We start from the raw sequence: 23,072 nt of genomic DNA on the forward strand, positions 1-23,072 counted from the left end.
GACCGAACACCGGTCGGCCGCACTGCAACTGGCCGAACTGCGCTCCGCCGTCGAGGAGTTACCAGATCCCGAGCTGCCCGTGGTGACCCTCGGCGACCTGGGCATCGTGCACGTGGTGCGGATCGGTGCGGACGGCACGCCGGAGGTGGAGCTCACCCCGACCTTCCTGGGCTGCCCGGCGATGGAGGTCATCGAGCAGGCGGTGCGCGGCGTGCTCGCCGAGGCCGGCCACCCGGCGGGCCGGGTGCACCGGGTGCTGGTCCCGGCCTGGAGCACCGACCGGATCAGCGAGCGGGGCCGGCGCCGGCTCGCCGAGCACGGGATCGCCCCGCCGGGGCGCCCGGCCGGGGCCGAGGCCCAGGTGGTGACGGTGGCGCTCGGGCCGCCCTGCCCGCACTGCGGCTCGCAGGCCACCCGGCCGCTGAGCCCGTTCGGAGCCACCCGCTGCCAGGCGATCCTGCTGTGCACGGCCTGCCGCGAGACGTTCGCACAGTTCAGGACGGGGTGAGGCGAGGTGCTGAGCACGATCGACGAAACCAACCGGCCCGCCGGGCCGCAGGGTTGGCACGCACTGACGGTGAGCGGGCTGGACCACCTCACCGACGACACCGTGGCGGTCACCCTCGCGGTGCCGGAGCGGCTGGCCGAGGCCCTCTCCCACCGCGCCGGGCAGCACGTGGTGGTCCGCCACCGGCAGGGCGAACGCGAACTGCGGCGCTGCTACTCGGTCTGCCCGCCGCCGTTCGACCCCGGCCGGCTGCGGCTGATCGTCAAGAGGGCGAGTCCGGACGGCTTCGGGGCGTACGCGACGACCCGGCTCGCGGTGGGAGACCGACTGCGGGTCTCCCCGCCGGCCGGCACCTTCCAGCTGGCCGCCGCACCGGTCACGCACCACGTGCTGCTGGCCGGCGGCACCGGCATCGCCCCGCTGCTGGCGATGGCCGCGGCCGCGCTGCGCGACGACCCGCACTGCCGCGTCTCACTGCTGTACGCCGCCCGCGGCGCCGGCTCGCTGTTGCTGGCCGACGAGCTGGCCGACCTGAAGGACGCGTACCTGGGCCGGTTCACCCTGCTCCAGGTCTTCTCCCGGGAGCGCCGGGAGGCGGACCTGCTCTCCGGCCGGCTCGACGGTGCCCGGCTGCAGCGCCTGCTGTCCGCGCCGGGCACCGAGTTCGACGCGGCCACCGCCTTCTACCTGTGCGGGCCGTGGGGGCTGGTGACGCTGGCCCGGACCGCGCTCGCCGAGGCCGGCGCGGCCGAGCGGCAGATCCGCCTGGAGCTCTTCTCGCCCGAGGGGACGCCCGCCGCGGTTCCGGTGCCGCCGGCCGGCCGCAGCGTCCAGGTCACCGCGCGGCTCGGCGGCCACACCGCCGGTGCCCGGATGCTTCCCGGCGACCGCACGCTGCTGGACGCGGTCCTGCGGGTCCGGCCGGACGCACCGTACTCCTGCCGGGTCGGGCTGTGCGGCAGCTGCCGCGCCCGGGTGGTCTCCGGCTCGGCGGTGCTGGACAGCCAGTACGCGCTCGACCCGGCCGAGGTGGCGGCCGGCTACACGCTCACCTGCCGCGCCCGTCCGCAGACGGATGCGGTCGAACTCGACTTCGACGCCTGAGACCTCGGGCGTCCCGACCGCCGGCCCCGGCAGGGCCGGCGCAGAGAGGAACCATTCATGACGTCGACCAGACTCGCCGACCGGACCGCGCTGGTGACCGGCGGCAGCCGCGGCATCGGCCGGGCGATCTCGCTGCGGCTGGCCGCCGAGGGCGCGCTGGTGGCCGTGCACTACGGCCACGACGAGCAGGCCGCGCAGGACACCGTCAAGGAGATCGAGGCGGGCGGCGGCCGGGCCTTCGCCCTGCGCGCCGAGCTCGGCGTGCCGGGCGACGCCGAGGCCGTCTGGGACGGCTTCGACCGGGGTCTGGCGGCGCTCGGCGCGCCGGCCGGTGTGGACATCGTGGTGAACAACGCGGGCATCACGCTGCCCAAGCCCATCGCGGACGTCACCGAGGAGGACTACGACCGGGTCTTCGCCGTCAACACCCGCGCGCCGTTCTTCATCCTCCAGCGCGCGCTGCCCCGGCTGCGCGACGGCGGCCGCATCGTCACCATCTCCTCGGGCGCCGTCCGGATCGCCTACCCCGCGATCGCCGCCTACACGATGACCAAGGGCGCGCTGGACGTCCTCACCCCCGCCCTGGCCCTGCAGCTGGGCCCGCGCGGCATCACCGTCAACACCGTCGCGCCCGGCTTCACCGAGACGGCGATCAATCCGACCCTCGCCGACCCGCGGATCCGCAGCGCCCTCGCCGCGCACTCGGTCTTCGACCGGCTCGGAACACCCGCCGACATCGCCGACGTGGTGGCCTTCCTGTCCGGCGACGACGCCCGCTGGATCACCGGGCAGTGGATCGACGCGACCGGCGGCGTCCACCTCGGCCTCTGACACCCTGGAGCCCCAACAGATGATCAACCAAACGCCCGTCCCCGAGGACGCCGCCGAGCTGGCCGTCTTCGCAGGCACCTCGCCGTACGAGGACTACGTGCACGCCTCGGTGCTCGGCTCGCTCCAGCAGCCGCTCACCGACGCGCCCGACGAGATGGGTTTCCTGGTCACCACCCAGGTGATGGAGCTGTGGTTCAAGCTGATCGTGCACGAGTGGCGCGCGGCCTGCGACGCGTTCGCCAAGCAGGACCTGCCGGCGGCGCTGGACGCGCTGGAACGCAGCCGCCGTGCCCACCTGTCGCTCAACGCCGCCTGGACTCCGCTGGCGGCGCTGACGCCGGTGCGCTTCAACGGCTTCCGGGCCGCCTTCGGCCAGGCCTCGGGCGCCCAGTCCGTCCGGTACCGGATGATGGAGTTCCTGCTCGGCGAGAAGTCCGGAGCGGTCCTGGACGCCCACCGCGGCGACCCGGTGGAGCACGCCGAGCTGGCCGAGCACCTGCACGCCCCCGCGCTCTGGGACGAGGTGCTGCACTTCCTGCACTCCCAGGGCCACGAGGTGCCGCAGGCCGTGCTCCAACGGGACGTCACCCAGGCCTACGAACCGGACGAGGGCGTCGTCGACGTGTGGCGGCGGATCTACCGCGGACCGCAGCACGATCCGCTCCTTCGGCTGGCCGAACTGCTCACCGACATAGCCGAGTTGGTGCAACGATGGCGCACCGACCACCTGCTGGTGGTGCGGCGCGCGATGGGCGCCAGGCCGGGCAGCGCCGGCACCTCCGGGCTGGACTGGCTGGACCGCCGCGCGCGGCGCCAGGTCTTCCCCGAGCTGTGGACGGTGCGCAGCGATGTCTGACCCGATGTCCGAGTCGATGTCCGAGCCGATGTCCGACGCGACCACCACGCCGACCACCGGCTCGACGACGACGACCACCACCACGGCCACCGGCTCGACGACCGCCGGCAGGACGATCTCCGCCTTCGCCGCCGAGGAGGAACGCCGGGTGCTCGGCCTCAGGCCGGTGCTGGCCCCGGTCCACGGCCGCTACGGCGACCACCCGCACCAGGTCTACGACCTGTGGCCGGCCGAGGGCGGCCGCGACGACGCGCCCCTGGTGATCCTGCTGCACGGCGGCTACTGGCGCTACGACCGGATGCACCTGACACCGTTCGCCGCCTACCTGGCGGGGCAGGGGCTGACCACCGTGCTGCCGGGCTTCCGCCGCTCGGGCGGCGCCGGCGGCTACCCCGAGACCTTCGACGACATCGCGCGGATCGTGGACACCCTCCCGGCCGGGCGGCCGTACGTCCTCGCCGGGCACTGCTCGGGCGGGCACCTGGCGCTGTGGGCCGGGGCCCGCGCCCTGCTGCCGGCCGACTCCCCCTGGCACAGCGCCGAGCCGCCCACCGCGATCCTCGCCCTGGCCCCGCTCACCGACCTCCAGGCCACCATCCGTGACCGGCTCAGCGAGGACGCCGCCCTGCAACTGCTCGGCGGCCCGGAGGCCGCACCCGAACGGCTGCCGCTGGTGGACCCGGTCACCCTGCTGCGCGGGCCGGGCACCACCGGGGTGCGTACGGTCCTGCTGCACGGGGCGGTCGACGAGGAGGTGCCGCCGGGTCAGTTCACCGACTACGCCGCCGTCCACCGGGACCTGGAGGTCGTGGTGCTGCCGGACACCGGCCACTACACCCTGATCGAGCCCGGCGCGCCGGGTGCCCGCGCGGTCGCGGAGCAACTGCACCGACTGGCAGCGGAGTTCGCCCCCGGGCAGGCCGTCGGGAGCGCGGGGAGCACGACGTGAGCGGCACCGCCGAACGCCTCATCGAACGACCTGCCGAACGCCTCGCCGACCGGGCCGCCGCACTGGATGCCGCTGACCCGCTGTCCGGCCTGCGCGAGCGCTTCCTGCTCCCGCCGGGCGTCGTCTACCTGGACGGCAACTCGCTCGGCGCACTGCCCGCGGCCGTCCCGCCGGTGCTGGCGGACGTGGTGCACCGGCAGTGGGGCACCGGTCTGATCCGCTCCTGGAACGACCACGCCTGGTGGCAGGCCCCGCTGCGGGTCGGCGACGCGGTCGGACGGCTGATCGGCGCGGCCCCGGGGCAGGTGGTGGTCGGCGACTCCACCAGCGTGCAGTTGTTCAACGCGTTGAGCGCGGCGGTCCGGCTCCGCCCCGGCCGGCCGCTGCTGGTCGTCGACCGGGACCACTTCCCCACCGACCGGTACCTCGCCGCCTCCGTCGCCCGGCTCCACGGCCTCCGGCTCCGTGCGGTGCCGGCCGACGCGCTGGCGGAGCTGCTGTCCCGGGAGGGCGAGCAGGTGGCCGCCGTGCTCGGCGCGCCGGTGGACTACCGCACCGGCGCGCTGACCGACCCGGCGCCCGTCACCCGGGCCGCCCACGACGCGGGCGCGCTGACGGTGTGGGACCTGTGCCATGCCGCCGGGGCGCTGCCCCTCGACCTGGACGCGCTCGGCGCCGACCTGGCCGTGGGCTGCGGCTACAAGTACCTGTGCGGCGGCCCCGGCGCCCCCGCCTTCCTCTATGTGGCCCACCGTCACCAGGCTGGCTTCGACCACCCGCTGACCGGCTGGAACGGCCACGCCGACCCGTTCGACCCCAGCGAGGAGTACCGTCCCGCCGACGGCATCGCCCGCGCGCGGATCGGCACCCCGCCGATGCTCTCCCTGCTCGCACTGGAAGCCGCCCTCACCGTCTTCGACGGCGTCGACCCGGCCCGGCTGCGCGCCAAGAGCCTCTCGCTGACCGGCTTCCTGCTCGACTGCGCCGACGACCTGCTCGCCCCGCTGGGTTTCACCCCCGCCACTCCGCGCGAACCGGACCGGCGCGGCAGCCAGGTCGCCCTGCGCCACCCCGAGGCCTACGCCCTGGTCCAGGCCCTGGCCGCCCGCGGGGTGATCGGCGACATGCGCGCCCCCGATCTGCTCCGCTTCGGCGTCAACGCCCTCTACGTGTCCCACGCCGACGTGCTGCACGCCATGACCACCCTGCAGGAGATCACCGCCGGGCGCGCGCACCGGCCGCACCTGGCCGAGCGGCGGGCGGTGGTGACCTGAGGCGCGGCCGGTGGACCGGACGGCCGTCCCGGCCTGCGCCGAGCGGCCGGTCGGCACGGGATCGGTGCGCGGGCGACCAGGGTCACGGCCGAGGGAGGCTTCACCGTGGCGCGGGTCACCACGGCGAGCAGGTGGTGGCTCGCCACGACGACAAGGTCGCGGGCCGCCACGGTGAGAAGGTCGGAGGAGCCGGCCACGGGGCCGACGCCCCGGCCGATGACGAGCACGGGCACGGGCACCGCGGCGGCACCGGTGTCCTCAGGGTCCAGGTGGCCGCTGTCGCCGGGCCGCGGATGTGCCGGGTCGTGGGCGGTGGCGTCGGGATCGGCCGTCCGTCGCGTGCCGCCCACCCGACGGACGTGACAGTGGGGCCGGGCGTCCGGACGGCCCGGGCAAGCCCGTGGCCGTTCGTGGTCAGGCAGGTCACAGTGTTCATGCCACCCTCCGCATGCCTCGACGGTGGTGCCGGTCGCGGGCCTGGACGGCCGCGGGGTGCCGGGGGATCCGGCCGACGCCTCGGCGCGACGCTCGACCCGGTAGCCGACCGGTTGTCCTGCCAATCACGCTAGCGGCCGCGCAGGGACGGACGGTGGTACCCGGGACGGAACCTCGCGGTGGGGGCGGCACCTCGGTACTACGCCGGACGGGGACGGCCGCACCGCCGCAGTGCCGCACCACCCCACCACCGCACCGCCGCACCGCCGCACCGTCACGGTCCGGAGGCGGCGGGATTCCCCGGCCGTTGCGGTGCCGGATCAGAGCACGCTGCTGCTCGCAGGGTGCCGGTTCGCGAGCGGTGCGGGACGTGGACCCGCGAGGGACAGGACGTGGTCGGCGTGGCCGGCGACCAGGGGAAGGTCGTGGCTGACGAGGACCACCGCCAGGCCTCGGCCGGTGCGCAGCTCGCCGAGGAGGTCCATGAGTGCCGAGGCGGTGTCGGCGTCGAGGGCTGAGGTGACCTCGTCGCAGAGCAGGACGTCGGGTTCGGCGGCCAGCGCGCGGGCGAGGGAGACGCGCTGGCGTTGTCCGCCGGACAGCTCGTGGGGGTGGCGGCCCGCGTAGTGCGAGGGCAGGCCGACGGCGGCGAGCAGTTCGGCGACACGCTCCCCGCACCGGGCGGTGGGGAGGCCGAAGTGCAGCTTCAGCGGCCGGGTGAGGGTGGCGCCGATGGTGTGGGCGGGGTTGAGGGCGCCGAGGGGGTTCTGCGGGACGAGCTGGATGCGGCGGCGCTGGTCGCGGGCGCGCCGTCGGTGGGAGGCCGCCAGCGGGCGGTCGCGGAGCGTCATGGTGCCGGTGTCGGGCGCGTGGAGTCCGGCGAGGGTGCGGACCAGGGTGGTTTTGCCGCAGCCCGACGGGCCGACCACTCCGGTGAGGGTGCCGGGGGTCAGGTCGAGGTCGAGGTCCGCGAGGACGGTGCGGCGGGTGCGGCCGCTGCCCGTGTGGGCGCCGAGCGACCGCACGCTCAGCACGGGGCCTTCGGCCTTGGTGCGCCGCCTCCCGGGCTCGGCCGGTGCGGTCGCCGGGGCGGGTGACGGGCCGGCCGGGGCGGGTGACGGGGCCTGCGCGGGCCACAGGGCGAGGGCCTCGTCGGCGCAGCGGGCGACGAAGGCGGGGTCGTGGCTGGTGAAGGCGATGGCGATGTCGTCGCGGTCGGCGACGGCCCGCAACAGGTCGGCGATGTCGTCGCGCAGGTCGGCGTCGAGGCCGGCGGTGGGCTCGTCGAGCAGGAGGATCCCGGGCCGTCGTGCGAGGGCGCGGGCGAGGGCGACCCGCCGCTGCTGACCACCGGAGAGGCCTGCGGGGCGGCGGCGCCGGAGATGGTCGTCGGCCGGTAGGCGGACGGCCCGCAACAGGTCGGGCACGGTGGTCCCGCGCCGATCGGCGGCGGTCTCGGTGATGAGGCGGTCCACGCGCATCCGCGGGTTGAGGCCGGAGCCGGGGTCCTGGCCGACGAAGGCGAGCCGGTGGCGGCGGAGGCGGCGGAGTTCCTCGGGCGGGAGGGCGAGGATGTCGTGGCCGAGGACGTCGACGGTGCCGGCCGTGACGCGGGCGCCGGGTGGGAGGGCCCCGGCGAGGGCGCGCAGCAGGGTGGTCTTGCCGGCGCCGGAGGGGCCGGTGATGGCGTGGACGCGGCCAGGGGTGAGGGTGAGGCCGGCGTCGGTGAGCAGGGGCGTGTGCCCGAGGGCGATGGACAGGCCGGCGGCACGGGCGGCGGGGGCGGTGGTGCTCACAGCGGGGCCTCCGGGGTGGGCCGGGCGGGGGCGAGGGCTTCGGCGGCGAGGTTGACGCTGATGGCGAGCAGGCCGATGGCCAGGCACGGTGCGCCGACGGCCCAGGGGTTGAGGGTGATGCCCGCGGCGTTCTCGCGGATCATCAGGGCCCAGTCGGCTTCCGGGGGTTGGGGGCCGAGCTGGAGGAAGGCGGCGACGGAGACGATGTAGACGCCCTCGACGAAGCGCAGGCCGAACAGGGCGAGGAGGGTGGAGCGCAGGTTGGGCAGGACCTCGCGGACCATCAGGTGCCACAGGCGCTCGCCGCCCGCGGCAGCGGCCTCGACGTAGCCGGTGGCGGCGACGGGGGCGGCTGCGGCGGCGACGATCCGTACGGCGTAGGGGATGCCCAGGAGGATGGCGGCGGCTGCGACGGCGAGGCGTCCGCCGCCGGGCCAGGCCAGGGCGATGAGCATGATGGCGAGGACGGAGGGCAGGAGGATCGTCAGGTCGGCGGCGCGTTCGATCCACCGGCCGATGGCGGGGCGCAGGGCGGCGAGGATGCCGAGGGCGGTGGCGGCCGCGGTGACGACGAGGGCGATGGCCAGGGCGGTGGCGATCAGGGGTGCGCCGCCGCTCAGGAGGCGGCTGAGGACGTCACGGCCGAGCTGGTCACCGCCGAGTGCGGCGCCGTCGCCGGGTTCGGCGTAGGGGAAGGTGACGGGCGTGTCGACGGGGTGGGGAGCGAGGAGGGGGCCGGCCAGGGCGAGGACGACCAGGAGCAGTGCCGGAGCGGCGCGGACGAGCACGCGTCCCGTGCGGCGGGTGGCGGGCGGGGCGGCCGCTGCCGTCGGGGCGTCGGCGGTCATCGGCGCTCCTCTCCGAGGGTGGTGGTGCGGACGAGGTCGGCGAGCAGCAGGAGCAGGCTGATGGCGGCGCCGGCCGCGGCCACGACTCCGGCGACGAGCGTGGTGTCGCGGTCACTGATGGCCCCGGCCAGGAGGGCGCCGATGCCGGGGTAGTTGAAGAGGGTCTCGACGACGACGGTGCCGCCCAGGAGCATGCCGGCGGAGGTGGCGATGCCGACGGCGATGGCGGGCAGGGCGCCGGGGAGCATGTGGTGGCCGAGGACGCGCCGGCGCGGCAGGCCGTCGAGGACGGCGGCCTGGACGTGCGGCAGCGCGGCCTGGTCGGCGAGTGCGCCGCGCACGATGCGGGTGTTCCAGCCGATCTGGGGGATCGCGAGGGAGAGCAGGGGCAGGGCGAGCATGGTCCACGACTCGGGTCTGCCGTCGGGGCCGGTGAGGGTGACGGCGGGCAGCCAGCCGGTCCACTGGGACAGCAGGAGCAGGAGGGCGACGGAGACGACGAACTCCGGGAGCGCGAACGCGGCGGTGGAGACCGCGTCGATGGTGCGGTCGGCGCGTCCGCCCGGTCGCAGCGCGGCCCAACTGCCGAGCGCGAGCGCGCCGGTGGTGCTCAGGGCGAGGGCGAGGGTGCCGAGCAGCAGGGTGTTGGGGAACGGCCCGGCGAGGACGTCGGTGACGTGTTGGCCGCGTGCGGTGGTGCCGAGGTCGCCGGTGGGCAGGCCGGTCATCCAGTCCCAGAAGCGCTCGGCGACCGGGCGGTCGAGCCCCAGGGCGGTGCGGCGGGCGGCGAGGTCGGCGGCGGTGACGCCGCGGTCGGTGGTCGCGCCGGCGGCGTCGCCGGGGAGGAGCTCGACGGCGGCGAAGACGCCGGCGAGCAGGACGACGAGCATGGCCAGGCGCCGGGCCACCTGCCGGGCGGCCCGGCCCGCACCGGGGAGGATGCGGGCCGGGAGACTGTGCGGCCGGAGCGTGGTCAACGCGCCAGCCAGGTCTTTTCGAGCTGGACGCGGCCGTAGCCGGGGAGCTTGGGCAGGTCGCGCACGGCGGCGCCGACGAGGTCGATGCCGTCGGCCATGCCCCAGAGCAGGTAGCCGGACCTGGCGTACTCGATCTCCTGGAGCTGGTGCAGCAGTTTGCCGCGCCCGGCGGCGTCCGCGGTGGCCATGGCCGTGCGGTAGGCCTCGTCGAAGGCCTGGTCCTTGAAGGCGGCCTCGTTCTGGCCGGCGTCGGAGAGCATCGTCTTGGACGCGAAGAAGACGACCGAGTCGTTGGTGCCCCAGTACGTCGTGTAGAGCGGGGCCTTGAGCCAGGTGGCGTCCCAGAAGATCTTGGAGTCCTGCTTCACGACGTTGATCCTCACTCCGGCCTCGCGGGCCTGGGTGGCGAACAGGGTCGCGGACTCGGCCAGGCCGGAGATGTCCTCGGTGGTGATCAGGTCGTAGGTCTGGGAGGTGTCGAAGCCGGCGTCCGCGAGGAGCTGCTTGGCCTTCGCGAGGTCGCGGGTGCGCTGGGGGATGTCCTTGGCGAAGGCGGGGTCGCCGGTGCCGAGGATGTCGTTGCCGACGCTGCCGTAGCCGGAGAGGACCTGCTTGACCATGGCGTCGCGGTCGACGGCGAGCTTGAGGGCCTCGCGGACGCGAGGGTCGGCGAAGGGGCCGTCGGCGGTGCGCATGACGATCGGCATCGCCATGTCGTTGGGGCGGCGCAGGATCCGGACGTCCTTGCGGGCCTCGGCGGTGCGGGCGGCGACGGCCCCGACGTTGGAGGCGACGTCGATCTGCCCGGCGAGCAGGGCGTTGGCCATGGCCTGGGGGCTCTCGAAGAGACGGACCTCGACGGCGTCGAGGAGGACCTTGCCGCCGTACCAGGTGTCGTTTCGGACGAGGCGGGCGTTGCCGTCGCGGTACCAGTCGAGCTTGAACGGGCCGGTGCCGGGGGCGCCGGCGATCGCGTCGTCCTTGGTGTCCTTCTTGAGGACGAAGGTGGTCAGGCGGGTCAGCAGCGGCAGGTCCGCGTTGGGGTAGTCGGAGACCAGGACGACGGTCTTCGCGTCCTCGGCCCTGATGCCCTCGGGCTGGATGCCGGGCAGGCGGCTCCTGCCGGCCGGGGTGTTGCGCAGGCGCTGCAGCGACCAGACGACGTCGTCGGCCGTGACGGGTGTGCCGTCGTGGAACGTCGCGCCGTCGGCGATCGTGAAGCGCCAGGTCTTCAGGTCCTCCGAGGGCTTCCAGGAGGCGGCCAGACGCGGGACGGTGTTGGCGGTGGTCCCGGGAACGGCCAGCGTGTCGTAGAGCAGACTGATGATCAGGTAGTCGCTCTCGTTGGCCTGCGATCCGTGCGGGTCGCGGGTGATCGCCGAGGCCTTGCCGAGAGCGCCGACCTTCAGCGTCCCTCCGGCGCGGGGCTGTTCGTTCGCGGAGCCGGAGGTCGCGGCGTCCTTGGACCCGCTCGTGCCGCTGCTGCAGGCGGCGAGCGCACCGGCCGCCCCGACACCGGCACCGGCCCACAGCAGCTGTCGTCTGGTGACGCCCACGTTCGTTCCTCGATTCGGGTTGAGCTCGACTTACTTAGGTTTACCTACCCTAAGTTTGAGAGAGGCCGCAAGCCGCCCGACGGAGCGCACGCACTTTCAGGCCATGCGCCCCCGCCCCTCAAAGAGGCACTTGAGCTGGAAGGTTGACCCTGCGCGGCCCGCGCACCGCCAACCGGAACCGAGACTGCGTCAATGTAGACACCGGACCGTGGACGCCGACCAGGTAAGGGTTGCCTTACCTCGAAGTCGTTGTTACGTTTCCTGTCGTCCGGCCGTTCGAGCCGCCCCGGACCCCACGCCTCACGCGCTGCTCCCGCCTGCCGTCCCACACCGGCGCGGTGATGCCGCGTGCCCGCTCACCCTCCCCCCTGCCCCCGGAAGGCCCTGCCGTGCCCACCTGCCCTGCCCCGGTACGCCGTCTCGACACCGCCGCCGCCGCGGAACTGACCGCCACCGCCGCCAAGTTGCTGGACTTCCACGGCTCCGCGACCAGCCCCCACCTGCTGGCCGACCTGCCCGTGATGTGCGCCCAGCTCGGCAACGGACTCCGGCACGCACTGCGCCCGGTGGACACCGCCGACGGCCTGTTCGTGCTGCGCGGCCTGCGCCCGGACGACGTCGAACTCGGTCCGACACCCGGCCACTGGTCGACCGTCGGCGACGCCGGCGCACGGTGGGACGTGGTGCTCCTGCTGGTCTCCGCGCTGATGGGCACCCCGATCGCCTGGGACGGCCAGCAGGACGGCCGGTTCGTGCACAACATCGTCCCCTCGCCCGGCCACGAGAGCGAGCAGACCGGCGCCTCCAGCTCCGTCCTGCTCACCCCGCACACCGAGGACGCCTTCCACCCCGGCCGCGCCCACCTCCTGCTGCTGTGCTGCATGCGCAACCACGACGACATCGCCACCACCGCGGCCAGCGTGCGCCTGGCCGAACTGGCCGACGAGGACGTCGCCCGGCTGAAGCGTCCGGTCGCGCCGATCCTGCCCGACGACGCCTACGAGCAGGCCCGGAAGTTCCCCGGCCGCCCCGCACCGGTGCCCACCCTCTTCGATTCGCCCCAGGGCCTGACCATGCGTTACGACCCGGCCTACACCCCCCTGGAGGAAGCCGACGAGGCGTGGCGGGAGGCGTACGACCGCCTCGCACAGGAGCTGGCCCGCGTCTCGGTCTCGGTGAGCCTGCGGCCCGGCGACGTCCTGGTCGTCGACAACGACCTCGTCGTCCACGGCCGCGTCCCCTTCCGGGCCCGCTACGACGGCACCGACCGCTGGCTCAAGCGGGCCTCCGTGCGCGTCGAGGGCCGCCCCACCCGCCCGGTCGCCGAACACGACGAGCACGGCTACGGCCAGGCCGCCCTCACCGCCTGGGCCTCCTGACCGACCCTCCCGCCTTCCAGAGGCCGCCTCACCCATCCGAAAGGGCACCCCACGTGGACCGGGACGACACCACCCTGCGCGTACTCTCCACCAGCGACCTCGCCGGCCTGGACATCACCCTCGCCGACGTCGTCGACACCGTCGAACAGGCCTACCGCACCCTGGCCGCAGGCCGGTCCGACAACCCGCGCAAACTCACCGTCAAGCCCGCCGACGGGCACTCCGTCTCCTACGCCATGCTCGGCCGCGACGGCGCCCGCAACGTCGTCGCCGTCAAGACCTCCTACAAGCACGGCCTCGACAAGGGCCGCGACGAGCAGCACTACTACACGACGCTGACCGTCTACGACGACGTCACCGGACTGCCGGTCGCCATGATGGACTGCTCCCGCATCGGCTCGCTTCGCACCCCGGCCGTCTCCGCCCTGCTGGCCCGCGAGTGCGCCGCCCCCGACGCCTCCACGGCGCTCGTGATCGGCACCGGCACCCAGGGCCGCCTCGCGCTGCCGTTCCTGCTCACCACCCTGCCGAAGCTGGAGCGCCTGCTGCTGTCCGGCACCCACCCCGACGGCATCACCGCCGTCCGCCGGGAGCTGGAGCGCCACTTCCCCGGCCGCGAGCCGGAGTTGGTCACCGACCTGAAGCGAGCGGCGCGCGACGCGGACGTCGTCGTCGCCACCGCCGGCGGTCACACCCCCGCCGCCGTCGAGGCCGACTGGCTGAAGCCCGGCGCGACCGCGATCCTCGTCGGCCACGGTCTCGCCCCGTCCACCCTGCACCGCGCCGACCGGGTCATCGCCACCAGCGAGGCCCAGATGCGCGTCACCGGCACCGACATGGCCGACGCCGACGGCAACCTGCCCGCCGTCGACCTGGAACTGCCCGTCGTCATCTCCGGCGTCTCCAAGGCCCGAACCGCCCCCGACCAGCGGATCTTCGCCTACAACAGCGGCCTCGTGGTCACCGACATCGCGCTCGGACACCGCTTCGCCCAGCTCGCCGCCGACCAGGGCCTCGGCACCGAGGTGGCTCTGTGGCGCTGACCCTGCCCGCCCACCCCGACCCGCTCGCCGAGCGCATCCACGCGAGCGGCCTGCTCCACGAACTCGCCCACGGCCTCGGCAGCGGGTTCCACTACCTGCTGCCGGAGCGGTTCGACGCCAACCTCGCCGCGTTCCGCACCGCCCTCACCGGGGCCGGGGTGAACGGCAAGGTGTACTTCGCGAAGAAGGCCAACAAGGCCGCCGCGTTCATCGAACGCTGCGCCGCCGCCGGCGCCGGAGTGGACGTGGCGAGCCCGGGCGAGCTGCGCGAGGCACTCGGCCACGGCGTGCGCGGCGAGGACCTCGTCGTCACCGGCCCCGCCAAGGCCGAGCCCCTGCTGCGCGTCGCGGCCCTCCAGGGCGCGCTCGTCGCCGTCGACTCCCTCGACGAACTGGAGCGCGTCCTGCACCTGGACGTTCCCCGGCCCGTCCGCGTCCTGCTGCGCCGCTTCCCGCCCGCCCAGCCCAGGAGCCGCTTCGGCCTCGACGACCACCAGCTCGACGCCGCGCTGCTGCGCTGCGCCTCGGCGGGTGAGCGGGTCCGGATGGAGGGCTTCAGCTTCCACCTGTCCGGCTACGAGGTGCAGCCCCGTACCGACCTCGCCGGCGAGCTCGTCGAACTGTGCCGCAGAGCAAGGATCCTGGGACTGCCGGCCGACCGGATCAGCATCGGCGGCGGCTTCGCCGTCGACTACGTGCCCGCCGGCGCCTGGGAGACGTTCCTCTCCGACCAGGGCCCCGACGACTACCACGCCCGCAAGGCCTTCACCGCGGGCGACTTCTACCCCTACCACTCGCCCGTCGCCGGCGCCGACGCCCTGCGCGCGGTCCTCGCCGCCCGTCCGGGCGGAGCCGGTGACCCGCTGGCCCGGCGGCTGCGCGAGGCGGGCGTGATGCTGCTGCTGGAGCCCGGACGCGCACTGCTCGACCGGGCCGGGTCCTCCGTCTTCCCCGTCCAGGGCGTCAAGGACCGTGCCGGGTACGGCATCCTGACCGTGGACGGCACCAGCCTGAGCCTGTCCGAGCAGTGGTTCACCAGCGAGTACCTGCCCGAGCCGCTGCTCCTTCCGCGGTCTCCCGGCGAGGACACGAAGGAGTTCCGGGCGTGCGTCGGCGGGTCCAGCTGCCTCGACTCCGACCTCCTGAGCTGGCGCAAGATCGCCTTCCCCGCCCGGCCCCGTCCCGGCGACCTCCTCGTCTACCCCAACACGGCCGGCTACCAGATGGACTCCAACGAGTCCCCCTTCCACGAGCTGCCGCTGCCGCCGAAGGTCGTCATCGACCACCCGGACGGCGCGGGCCGGCCGCGCTGGCACCTCGACCGCTGACCCCCGCACACCACGTCCGACGGAGCCTCACACCATGACCGACGCCCTGACCCGCCCCCCGGTGGTCAGCCGGATCTCCGACCTCATCGGCTACACCCCGCTGTTCGAGCTGGCCCGCGCCGACAACGGCGCCCGCCTCCTGCTGAAGCTGGAGATGTTCAACCCCACCGGCAGCGCCAAGATCCGCATGGCCCGGCAGATGGTGCTCGACGCCGAGGAGCGCGGGCAGCTGCGCGAGGGCGGCCACATCATCGAGTCCACCTCCGGGAACACCGGACTCGGGCTCGCCGTGGTCGCCGCCGAGCGCGGCTACCGCTTCACCGCCGTCGTCGACCACCACGCCGCCGCCGACAAGCTGCGCGGCATGAGGGCGATGGGCACCGAACTCGTCTACGTCGACGCCGACACCGACGGCGGGGAACTGCAAACCGCCGCCCGCGAGGAACTCGCCGAGGAGATGGCCCTCGGCAGGGACAACACGTTCTTCACCGAGCAGCACAACAACCCCAGCAACGCGGTGGGTTACCACGCGGTCGGCCGGGAGATCGCCCAGGCCCTCGACAACCGGGTCGACGTGCTGATCGGCGCGGTCGGCACCGGCGGCGGCCTGTGCGGCACCGCCCGCGAGCTCAGGAAGCACGTGCCGGGCGTCGCGGTCGTCGGAGTCGAACCGAAGGGCTCCATCGCCTTCGGCCCGCCCGCCCACGACTACTACCAGTCCGGCACCGGCACCCCCGAGGGCGCCACCATCGGCCTGCTCGTCGACTACGACCTCATCGACGAGGGCGTCAAGGTCGGCGACGTCGAGGCCTTCGCCACCGCCCGCGTCGTCGCCCGCCGCACCGGTCTGCTCATCGGCGGCTCCGCCGGAGGAGTCGTCCACGACGCCCTGGCCCGCCTGACGACCCTGCCGCCGGACGCCGTCATGGTCGCGTTCATCAACGACGGCGGCGAGAAGTACATGGACACCGTCTTCAACGACGACTGGATGACCGCCCGCAACCTCATCGACGAGGCCGTCGAGGCCGACATCGACGAGTCCCTCTCCAAACTCCGCAGGCCCTGACCCCAAGAGACGTGACAACCGCCATGCAGCAGCTGACCACCCTGGCGCGCGACAGCCGCGCGCTCGCCGCCCTCGCCGTCCCGCTCGCCCTCACCCAGCTCGCCCAGGTCGCCCTCACCACCACCGACACCGTCATGATGGGTGTCCTGGGCACCGAGGCGCTGGCTGCCGGCGGCCTCGCCCTGGTGATCTTCAACCAGCTCCGCACCATGGGCGTCGGGCTGGTGACCTCCGTCGGCAACCAGGTGGCAGCCGCAGCAGCCCGCGCCGAGCGCGCGGCCGACGACGAGGCCGCCGCCGGCGGGGACGGCGACGAGGTGCGCGGCCTGGTGCGTGCCGCGATGGCCGTCGCCACCCTCGCCGGCCTGGCCGGTGCCGTCCTGATGGTCCTCATCGGCCAGGCCGCCACCTGGCTCGGCCAGGACGCCACCATCGCCCACCGCGCCCAGGGCATGCTCGCCGCCCTCGCCCCCGGCCTCGTGCCCTGCCTCTGGTTCCAGGCCGTCCGCCAGTTCACCGTCGGCATGCGACGCCCCCAGGCCCTGCTGCGGATCACCCTCGCCTCCGTCGCCGTCAACGCCGCCCTCAACTGGGCCTTCATCCACGGCACCTGGGGCCTGCCGCGGCTCGGCCTCACCGGCATCGGCGTCGCCACCAGCAGCGTCCACCTGCTGTCCTTCCTCGCCCTCTACGCCTCCGCGCGCCGCGACCCGCAGCTGGCCCCGCTCCTGAGCCCGGACTTCTGGCGCGCCGACGCGGCGACCGTCCGCCGCCTGCTCGGCCTGGGCACCCCCATCGCGGCCACCTACGGCTCCGAGGCCGGGTTCTTCTCCGTCACCGCCCTGCTCGCCGGCAGCTTCGGGCCGGCGGCGCTCGCCGCGCACACCGCCGTCAACCAGCTCGTCTACATCGTCTTCCAGGTCGCCGTCGGCCTCTCCCACGCCGCCTCCATCAACGTCAGCCGCGAACTCGCCCTCGGCGCGTACGCCGCCGCCCGCCGCATCAGGAACACCGCGCTCGCCTGCGGCGCCGCGGTCACCACCCTGGTCGGCCTCGCGTACCTCACGCTCCCGGACCTCGTCCTGCGCCCCTACTTCGACGCGGACGCCGTTGCCGACCAGCAGGGCCTGCACATCGCCACCGGTCTGCTCTCCGTGGTCGCCGTCCTCCAGTTCTTCGACTGCGCCCAGAACATCGGCGTCGGACTGCTGCGCGGCCTCGACGACACCGGGAGCGGCTTCCGCATCACCCTCATCGGCTACTGGGCCGTCGGCCTGCCCGCCGCCTGGCTCCTCGCCTACCCCCTCGGTGGCGACACCCGCGGCCTGTGGCTCGGCCTGCTCGTCGGCCTGGCCACCACCGCCGTCCTCCTCCTGCGCCGCTACGGCCGTGCCCTCACCGCCAAGGACGCCGCGGCGCCCGCGAGCGTGGCCGCCGGAGCCTGACCGCCCGCCCGCAGGCCCCCACCGGGGGCGGGGAACCCGGACGGCCCCGCCCCCGGGCACACTCCGGACCCGTGGGCGACCGTGGTACCGCGGTACTACGGGCACGCCGATGATCGGCCCGCGGTACCACGGATCGCGCCGCCCCCGCCCCTAGCGTGGAACACGAGGGCGGCCGGGACGGCCCGGCCCCGGAGCACAGAGGTGAGCGATGATCGAGGCGCACCAGCTGACGAAGCGCTACGGCGAGAAGACCGCCGTGGACCGGCTGGACTTCACGGTCAGGCCGGGGACGGTGACGGGCTTCCTCGGGCCCAACGGAGCCGGCAAGTCCACCACCATGCGGATGATCGTCGGCCTCGACGCACCCACCAGCGGGACGGTCCGGGTCAACGGCCGCCGCTACGCCGAGCACGCGGCACCGCTGCAGGAGGTCGGCGCGCTGCTGGAGGCCAAGTCGATCCACCCGGGCCGCTCCGCCTTCAACCACCTGATGGCCCAGGCCCACACCCACGGCATCCCGCGCCGCCGGGTCGAGGAGGTCATCGAGCTGACCGGCCTCGGCTCGGTGGCCCGCAAGCGTGCCGGGGCGTTCTCGCTCGGCATGGGCCAGCGCCTCGGCATCGCCTCGGCCCTGCTCGGCGACCCGGCCACCGTGATGCTGGACGAACCGGTCAACGGCCTCGACCCCGAGGGCGTCCTGTGGATCCGCAACCTCCTCACCTCGCTCGCCGCCGAGGGCCGCACCGTCTTCGTCTCCTCCCACCTGATGAGCGAGGTCGCGCTCGTCGCCGACCACCTGATCATCGTCGGAAGGGGCCGGCTGCTCGCCGACACCACCGTGCAGGAGCTGGTCCGCGAGGCCGGGGGAGACGCGGTGAAGGTCGTCAGCGCCGACTCGGTCCGGCTGCGCTCGGCCCTGGCCGGAGCAGGCGTGGAGATCACCGGCCGGGCCGGCTCGGAGGAACTCCTCGTCACCGGCCGCACGGCCCGCGAGATCGGCCTCACCGCCGCCGAGCACGGGATCGCCCTCTTCGAGCTCACCCCCCGGACGGTCTCCCTGGAGGAGGCGTTCATGGACCTGACCAGGGACGCCGTCGAGTACCACGGCACCACCACCGCCAAGGCCGCCGACACCGTCGGCACCGACACCCCGAGGAGCGTGGCATGAGCACCATCGCCCCGAGCCCGACGTCCACGAGCGCCGACCGCCGGGCCGAGCGCCACGCCTACAAGGTGACGGCGGGCCGCGTGCTGCGCTCCGAGTGGGCCAAGCTGTGGTCGCTGCGCTCCACCTGGATCACCCTCGGCCTGGCCCTGCTCTTCCTGGTGGCCTTCGGCCTGATCGCCGCGTTCCAGTTCAAGTCGCGGATGGCCTCGGGCCGCCCGATGGACCGGGACTTCGCCCAGGCGAGCACCCTGAGCCTGTCGCTGTTCGGCACCAACTTCGCCCAGCTGGCGCTCGGCGTCCTCGGCGTGCTGGTCGCCGCCGGCGAGTACTCGACGGGCATGATCCGCTCCACCCTCGCCGCCGTGCCGCGCCGTCTGCCCGTGCTGTGGTCCAAGGCCGCCGTGTTCGGCCTGATCGCGCTGGTGCTCGGCACCGCCGGGGTGTTCGCCGTCTTCCTCGCCGACAGCCACATCCTCTCCAGCACCCGCGCGGCGATGACCCTCTCCGACGCAGGCGTCGTGCGCGGCCTGCTGGGCGCCGGGCTCTACCTCGGCCTCGTCGGCGCGATCGGCGTCGCCCTCGGCGCACTCCTGCGCTCGGTGGCCGGCGGCATCGCCGTCCTGGTGGCCACCCTGATGCTGATCCCCGGGCTGACCGCGCTGCTACCCACCTCGTGGCAGGACCACATCGGCCCCTACCTGCCCAGCCACGCGGGCGAGGCGATGTTCGCCCTCCACCACGACACCACCACCCTGTCCCCGACCGCCGGACTGATCGTCTTCCTCGGGTGGACCGTCCTCGCCCTGACCGGGGCCGCCGTGCGCCTGGTGCGCACCGACGCCTGAGGAACCGCCGGTGCGGCGGCGCGCACCCCCGCCGCCGCACCCCTTCTCGTTCGACCGGACCGGCGCCCGGCGCGACCGGGCGACGATGGACAGGTGACAACCGTGAACGACCAGCACGCCGCCGCCCCGGGCACCGACCTGCTGTCGGCCCACCCGGTGTTCGGCCGCCTGGCCCGGTTCGGCCAGCGCGTCCGGCAGGCGGACCGCAACCACCCCTGGGTCCTCGACACCGCCGTGGTCGCCGTGGTCTTCGTGCTGTTCTGCGTGCCCGACCTCGTCCGGGGCAGCGCCACCGGCCCGTTCCACGCCGACGGCGACTCCCCGCACCAGCACCGGATCGCCTTCACCCACCTGGCCCTGCCGGCCATGCTGGCCTTCCAGGCCGGCCTGGTCCTGCCGCTGCTGTGGCGGCGCCGCCGGCCCGCCGCGGCCTTCGCAGCGATCATGGCCGTCTTCGTGCTCCAGTGGTCGCTCGGCGCCGCGCTGCGCGCGGACGCGGCCCTGCTGGTCGCCCTCTACAGCCTCGCCCTGCACGGCAGCCTGCGGAAGCTGGCCTGGGCGTGCGGCGCCATGGCCGGCGCCCTGGCCCTGGTCGCGGTCGAGCTGTCCTCCGGCGTGTCGGTCGGCGACGCGCTGTTCTTCCTGTTCAGCGCCGCGATCGCCGCGGTCGCCCTCGGCATCGCCGTGCGGATCCGCCGCGCCCAGCTCGCCGGGCTGCGCGAGCGCGCAGCCCGGCTGGAGATCGAGCGCGACCAGCGCAGCCGGCTCGCCACCGCCCACGAGCGGGCCAGGGTGGCCCGTGAGATGCACGACATCATCGGCCACAACCTGTCCGTCATCGTCACCCTCGCGGACGGCGGTGCCTACGCGGCCCAGGCGGCTCCCGACCGAGGCCGTGAAGCACTGCTCCTGATCGGGGAGACGAGCCGCCAGGCACTCGGCGAGCTGCGCCGCATGCTCGGTGTCCTGCGCGACCAGGGCGACCAGGCCGCCGAGTTCGCCCCGCAGCCGGGCATCGGCGACCTCGACGCGCTGTGCACCCGGATCCGCGCCGCCGGCCCCCAGGTCCTCTACACCGCGGCCGGCGACCTCGACCAGCTGGACCGCGGCGTCCAGCTCATGGCCTACCGCATCGTCCAGGAGGCCCTCACCAACACCCTCAAGCACGCCGGCCCCGACACGCGGGCCCACGTCACCCTGGCCGCCGACCCCACCCGGCTGAAGGTGCGCGTCCGGGACACCGGCCCGAGCGGCCCTGACCGCGCGCCCGCACACGGCGCCACCGAGGGGCACGGGATCTCGGGGATGCGTGAACGCGCGGCGGTGTACGGCGGCACCGTCACGGCCGGACCCGGCCCCGGGGCAGGATGGACCGTCGAGGCCGAACTCGACCTCACCCCCGACCCGACAGGCGGCCCGACGTGACCACCGTCCTCATCGTGGACGACCAGCCCCTGCAGCGCTACGGCTTCCGGATGCTGCTGGAGAGCCAGCCCGACACCGAGGTGGTCGGCGAGGCCGCCCACGGCGCCGAGGCCGTCCGGCTGACCGCCGACCTGCGGCCGGACGTCGTCCTGATGGACATCCGCATGCCCGGCATGGACGGCATCGAGGCCACCCGTCAGATCGTCGCCACCGGCGGCCGCTCGCGCATCCTCGTCCTGACCACCTTCGACCTCGACGAGTACGCCCACGCCGCGCTGCGCGCCGGGGCCAGCGGCTTCCTCCTCAAGGACGCCCGCCCCGAAGAGCTCCTCGCCGGCATCCGCGCGGTGGCCGAAGGCGACGCGGTCGTGGCCCCTGCCATCACGCGGCGCCTCCTCGACGCCTACGCCCACCGCCTGCCGTTCCGTCCCCCCGGCGCGATGCCCGCTCCCGACGAACGCCTGGACTCCCTGACCGACCGCGAACGGGAGATCCTCGTCGCCATCGCCCACGGCTGGACCAACGCCGAGATCGCCCAACGGCTGGTCCTCGCGGAATCCACGGTCAAGACCCACGTGAGCCGGGTCCTGGCCAAGATCGGCGCTCGGGACCGCGTACAGGCTGTGATCTTCGCCTACGACCGCGGCCTGACCCACCCGAACCCGCCGGCCTGACCGCCCTCCCTGCCTCAGCCCTCCCCGCCCCCTCCCGCCAGCCGACGCCGGTACGCTCCGCCACCCGTTCCGGCTCACCGGGCCGACTCACCGGGCCGACGGTCCGTGCTGCTGACGTCTCCTCGCTCGCCTCCTCGGCGTACCCGGGGGGGTGACGACCTGCGTGCGCGTGCACGGGGTGGGGTGCCGGTGAGCCGGTCTGCTCACCCGCACCCCACCCCGTGCGCAACCCCGCGGAGGGTGCGACCGTCAGGCCGCTGCGGACGGGAGCCCGCGGCGGGCGAGCGCGTCCGAGGCCTTGGCGGTGGCGTAGAGGGAGACGAGCAGCGCGATGGCGAGAGCAGCGCCGCCGGCGAACAGGGTGCCGGAGGAGACGGCCTTCGGACTGCCCGCCTCGGTGCGGGCCGAACCGGAGATGTACGGGAGCACGACGAGCACGGCCACGCCGAGGACCACCTCGCCCCAGACGACCTTGGGGAAGTGCCGCAGGGTCAGGTGCAGCAGGGAGGCGGTGTCGTCGGTGGTGCGGGCCCGGACGATGCGGGGCATCAGCCAGAACTGGTTGAAGGCGCCCGCGGTGACCAGGCCGGCGACCAGGAGGATCTTGACGAGCAGTGCGATGCCGTAGCCGGTGGTCCAGAGCTGGGAGATGCCGCCCACGTGCTTCCAGCTGAGCCAGAGGCCGGAGATGGTGACCGCGCCGACGCAGACCATGGCGACGAGGCCGAAGCGCCGCCAGGTGTCGGCCCAGAGCAGCCCGGCGCCGGCGCCGAGGCGCTTGCGGGTGCCGGCCAGGGCGACCAGCAGGGCCAGTCCGCCGAGCCAGACGGTGCCGGAGACGATGTGGGCCTGGTCGAAGACCGGGTTGAGCCACGCGTCGAGGTCGGCCGGGGTCGTGGTCGGCACGCCGGCGATCAGGGTGACCGCCAGGGAGAGCGGCAGGGCCGTCAGGGCGATCCGGTCCGTGTGACGGCGGGCGGCCGGTACGAAGAGGGCGATCAGCGTGGCGGCGGTCGCCACCAGGACGAGGTTCTGGACCAGGTGGACGGTGCCCTGGGCGATCCAGGCGCCCTTGGCCGCAGGGGCCCGCAGGTAGTGCCAGATCCGGTCCGGTGCGAGGGCGTCACCGAAGGGCATCCCCTTGCCGGCCCGGGCGACGCGCGCGGCGAGCTGGAAGTAGCCCGCGACCAGCAGGACCACGCCGGCCCAGGCGAGGTAGCGGGCGGTGCGTCTGCGCAGGAGTCGAGCGTCCTCGGTGTTCGTTTCCGGCGCCCGCAGTGCCGGGCGGACCGTGGTCGCGTAGGTGACGGTGGCGCCGATGGCCCCGCTGAGACCGATGAAGTAGCCGGTCTTGGTGAGGGCCCGCCAGAGCTGGGGCATGGCGTATCCGGCCGTGGTCGCGGCCAACGAGGCAGTGTGCATAAGGTGAGGCTAGCCTAAATAAGGTCAGCCTTATATCGGCTGACCACAGTTCGGCCGATCGTCACCATTTCGTGAGCAACGGTGCCCTGAGCTGCACCGACGGCCGAGAACGGCGCCGGGCGCACCAACGGGAACGCTCCTCG

Annotated in this window: 20 protein-coding genes; 15 read left to right on the forward strand and 5 right to left on the reverse strand. The window is 74.2% G+C overall.

The genetic code is table 11. The features are described 5' to 3' along the window. Window positions 1-37: 37 nt before the first annotated feature. The 6 genes from paaD to J5Y04_RS14695 are packed head-to-tail and all read left to right on the forward strand — an operon-like array spanning window position 38 to window position 5,522. A complete protein-coding gene (gene paaD / locus J5Y04_RS14670) occupies window positions 38-508 on the forward strand; it encodes a 1,2-phenylacetyl-CoA epoxidase subunit PaaD (RefSeq protein ID WP_256463502.1) in 471 nt (156 codons plus the stop codon). A 6-nt stretch (window positions 509-514) separates the two neighbouring features. Further along, on the forward strand, window positions 515-1,612 hold the full coding sequence (locus J5Y04_RS14675; protein ID WP_209412443.1) for a 2Fe-2S iron-sulfur cluster-binding protein: 1,098 nt from the start codon (window positions 515-517) through the stop codon (window positions 1,610-1,612). 57 nt (window positions 1,613-1,669) lie between these two features. Beyond that, window positions 1,670-2,443 (forward strand): SDR family oxidoreductase, encoded by a 774-nt coding sequence (locus tag J5Y04_RS14680; protein ID WP_209412444.1) that lies wholly within the window; start codon window positions 1,670-1,672, stop codon window positions 2,441-2,443. 19 nt (window positions 2,444-2,462) lie between these two features. Then, entirely contained in the window at window positions 2,463-3,299 is an 837-nt protein-coding gene (locus J5Y04_RS14685) for a tryptophan 2,3-dioxygenase (RefSeq protein ID WP_209412445.1), read from the forward strand. After that, window positions 3,292-4,248, forward strand: a complete 957-nt coding sequence (locus tag J5Y04_RS14690) for a S9 family peptidase (RefSeq protein ID WP_245204824.1) — start codon at window positions 3,292-3,294, stop codon at window positions 4,246-4,248. Before J5Y04_RS14685 ends, J5Y04_RS14690 begins: the two co-directional genes overlap by 8 nt. Continuing rightward, complete coding sequence (locus J5Y04_RS14695) at window positions 4,245-5,522, forward strand: aminotransferase class V-fold PLP-dependent enzyme (RefSeq protein WP_307853116.1); 1,278 nt, start codon at window positions 4,245-4,247, stop codon at window positions 5,520-5,522. The genes J5Y04_RS14690 and J5Y04_RS14695 overlap by 4 nt, the downstream gene beginning before the upstream one ends. A 755-nt stretch (window positions 5,523-6,277) precedes the next feature. Here J5Y04_RS14695 and J5Y04_RS14700 read toward each other — a convergent pair. Genes J5Y04_RS14700 through J5Y04_RS14715 form a run of 4 tightly spaced genes read right to left on the reverse strand, consistent with a single transcriptional unit; the run spans window position 6,278 to window position 11,134 of the window. Continuing rightward, entirely contained in the window at window positions 6,278-7,753 is a 1,476-nt protein-coding gene (locus J5Y04_RS14700) for an ABC transporter ATP-binding protein (protein ID WP_209412446.1), read from the reverse strand. Continuing rightward, a complete protein-coding gene (locus J5Y04_RS14705) occupies window positions 7,750-8,601 on the reverse strand; it encodes an ABC transporter permease (RefSeq protein ID WP_209412447.1) in 852 nt (283 codons plus the stop codon). The genes J5Y04_RS14700 and J5Y04_RS14705 overlap by 4 nt, the downstream gene beginning before the upstream one ends. Beyond that, the gene (locus tag J5Y04_RS14710) at window positions 8,598-9,578 is read right to left on the reverse strand and encodes an ABC transporter permease (RefSeq protein WP_256463498.1); all 981 of its coding nucleotides are present in this window, start codon (window positions 9,576-9,578) and stop codon (window positions 8,598-8,600) included. The genes J5Y04_RS14705 and J5Y04_RS14710 overlap by 4 nt, the downstream gene beginning before the upstream one ends. Then, complete coding sequence (locus J5Y04_RS14715; protein ID WP_209412448.1) at window positions 9,575-11,134, reverse strand: ABC transporter substrate-binding protein; 1,560 nt, start codon at window positions 11,132-11,134, stop codon at window positions 9,575-9,577. The genes J5Y04_RS14710 and J5Y04_RS14715 overlap by 4 nt, the downstream gene beginning before the upstream one ends. A gap of 389 nt (window positions 11,135-11,523) precedes the next feature. Between J5Y04_RS14715 and J5Y04_RS14720 the strand changes: the two genes are divergently transcribed. The 9 genes from J5Y04_RS14720 to J5Y04_RS14760 all read left to right on the forward strand — a co-directional run bounded on the left by J5Y04_RS14720 (window position 11,524) and on the right by J5Y04_RS14760 (window position 21,507). Continuing rightward, the gene (locus J5Y04_RS14720) at window positions 11,524-12,513 is read left to right on the forward strand and encodes a TauD/TfdA family dioxygenase (RefSeq protein ID WP_209412449.1); all 990 of its coding nucleotides are present in this window, start codon (window positions 11,524-11,526) and stop codon (window positions 12,511-12,513) included. A 53-nt stretch (window positions 12,514-12,566) separates the two neighbouring features. Further along, a complete protein-coding gene (locus J5Y04_RS14725) occupies window positions 12,567-13,556 on the forward strand; it encodes an ornithine cyclodeaminase family protein (protein ID WP_307853117.1) in 990 nt (329 codons plus the stop codon). Beyond that, entirely contained in the window at window positions 13,547-14,884 is a 1,338-nt protein-coding gene (locus J5Y04_RS14730) for a Y4yA family PLP-dependent enzyme (protein WP_209412450.1), read from the forward strand. Before J5Y04_RS14725 ends, J5Y04_RS14730 begins: the two co-directional genes overlap by 10 nt. Window positions 14,885-14,918: 34 nt before the next feature. Beyond that, the gene (locus J5Y04_RS14735) at window positions 14,919-15,950 is read left to right on the forward strand and encodes a cysteine synthase family protein (protein WP_209412451.1); all 1,032 of its coding nucleotides are present in this window, start codon (window positions 14,919-14,921) and stop codon (window positions 15,948-15,950) included. 23 nt (window positions 15,951-15,973) lie between these two features. After that, complete coding sequence (locus J5Y04_RS14740) at window positions 15,974-17,395, forward strand: MATE family efflux transporter (protein WP_209412614.1); 1,422 nt, start codon at window positions 15,974-15,976, stop codon at window positions 17,393-17,395. 208 nt (window positions 17,396-17,603) lie between these two features. Continuing rightward, the gene (locus J5Y04_RS14745) at window positions 17,604-18,563 is read left to right on the forward strand and encodes an ABC transporter ATP-binding protein (protein WP_209412452.1); all 960 of its coding nucleotides are present in this window, start codon (window positions 17,604-17,606) and stop codon (window positions 18,561-18,563) included. Next, complete coding sequence (locus J5Y04_RS14750; protein WP_209412453.1) at window positions 18,560-19,408, forward strand: ABC transporter permease; 849 nt, start codon at window positions 18,560-18,562, stop codon at window positions 19,406-19,408. The genes J5Y04_RS14745 and J5Y04_RS14750 overlap by 4 nt, the downstream gene beginning before the upstream one ends. A gap of 93 nt (window positions 19,409-19,501) precedes the next feature. Continuing rightward, complete coding sequence (locus J5Y04_RS14755; protein WP_307853118.1) at window positions 19,502-20,833, forward strand: sensor histidine kinase; 1,332 nt, start codon at window positions 19,502-19,504, stop codon at window positions 20,831-20,833. Beyond that, window positions 20,830-21,507 (forward strand): response regulator transcription factor, encoded by a 678-nt coding sequence (locus J5Y04_RS14760; RefSeq protein ID WP_209412454.1) that lies wholly within the window; start codon window positions 20,830-20,832, stop codon window positions 21,505-21,507. Before J5Y04_RS14755 ends, J5Y04_RS14760 begins: the two co-directional genes overlap by 4 nt. A 249-nt stretch (window positions 21,508-21,756) precedes the next feature. On the opposite strand, the gene J5Y04_RS14765 is transcribed toward J5Y04_RS14760, so the two are convergent. Continuing rightward, the gene (locus tag J5Y04_RS14765) at window positions 21,757-22,929 is read right to left on the reverse strand and encodes a CopD family protein (protein ID WP_209412455.1); all 1,173 of its coding nucleotides are present in this window, start codon (window positions 22,927-22,929) and stop codon (window positions 21,757-21,759) included. Window positions 22,930-23,072 lie beyond the last annotated feature (143 nt).

Origin of the sequence: Kitasatospora sp. RG8, from assembly GCF_017813315.1 — a bacterium.
Lineage (GTDB): Bacteria > Actinomycetota > Actinomycetes > Streptomycetales > Streptomycetaceae > Kitasatospora.

Bases quoted from the DNA above. Each gene is read 5' to 3' on its own strand.
- J5Y04_RS14680 (WP_209412444.1), top strand. From the start codon at position 1,670: ATGACGTCGACCAGACTCGCCGACCGGACCGCGCTGGTGACCGGCGGC.
- J5Y04_RS14690 (WP_245204824.1), top strand. From the start codon at position 3,292: ATGTCTGACCCGATGTCCGAGTCGATGTCCGAGCCGATGTCCGACGCG.
- J5Y04_RS14735 (WP_209412451.1), top strand. From the start codon at position 14,919: ATGACCGACGCCCTGACCCGCCCCCCGGTGGTCAGCCGGATCTCCGAC.
- J5Y04_RS14685 (WP_209412445.1), top strand. From the start codon at position 2,463: ATGATCAACCAAACGCCCGTCCCCGAGGACGCCGCCGAGCTGGCCGTC.
- J5Y04_RS14750 (WP_209412453.1), top strand. From the start codon at position 18,560: ATGAGCACCATCGCCCCGAGCCCGACGTCCACGAGCGCCGACCGCCGG.
- J5Y04_RS14765 (WP_209412455.1), bottom strand. From the start codon at position 22,929: ATGCACACTGCCTCGTTGGCCGCGACCACGGCCGGATACGCCATGCCC.
- J5Y04_RS14740 (WP_209412614.1), top strand. From the start codon at position 15,974: ATGCAGCAGCTGACCACCCTGGCGCGCGACAGCCGCGCGCTCGCCGCC.
- J5Y04_RS14705 (WP_209412447.1), bottom strand. From the start codon at position 8,601: ATGACCGCCGACGCCCCGACGGCAGCGGCCGCCCCGCCCGCCACCCGC.
- J5Y04_RS14745 (WP_209412452.1), top strand. From the start codon at position 17,604: ATGATCGAGGCGCACCAGCTGACGAAGCGCTACGGCGAGAAGACCGCC.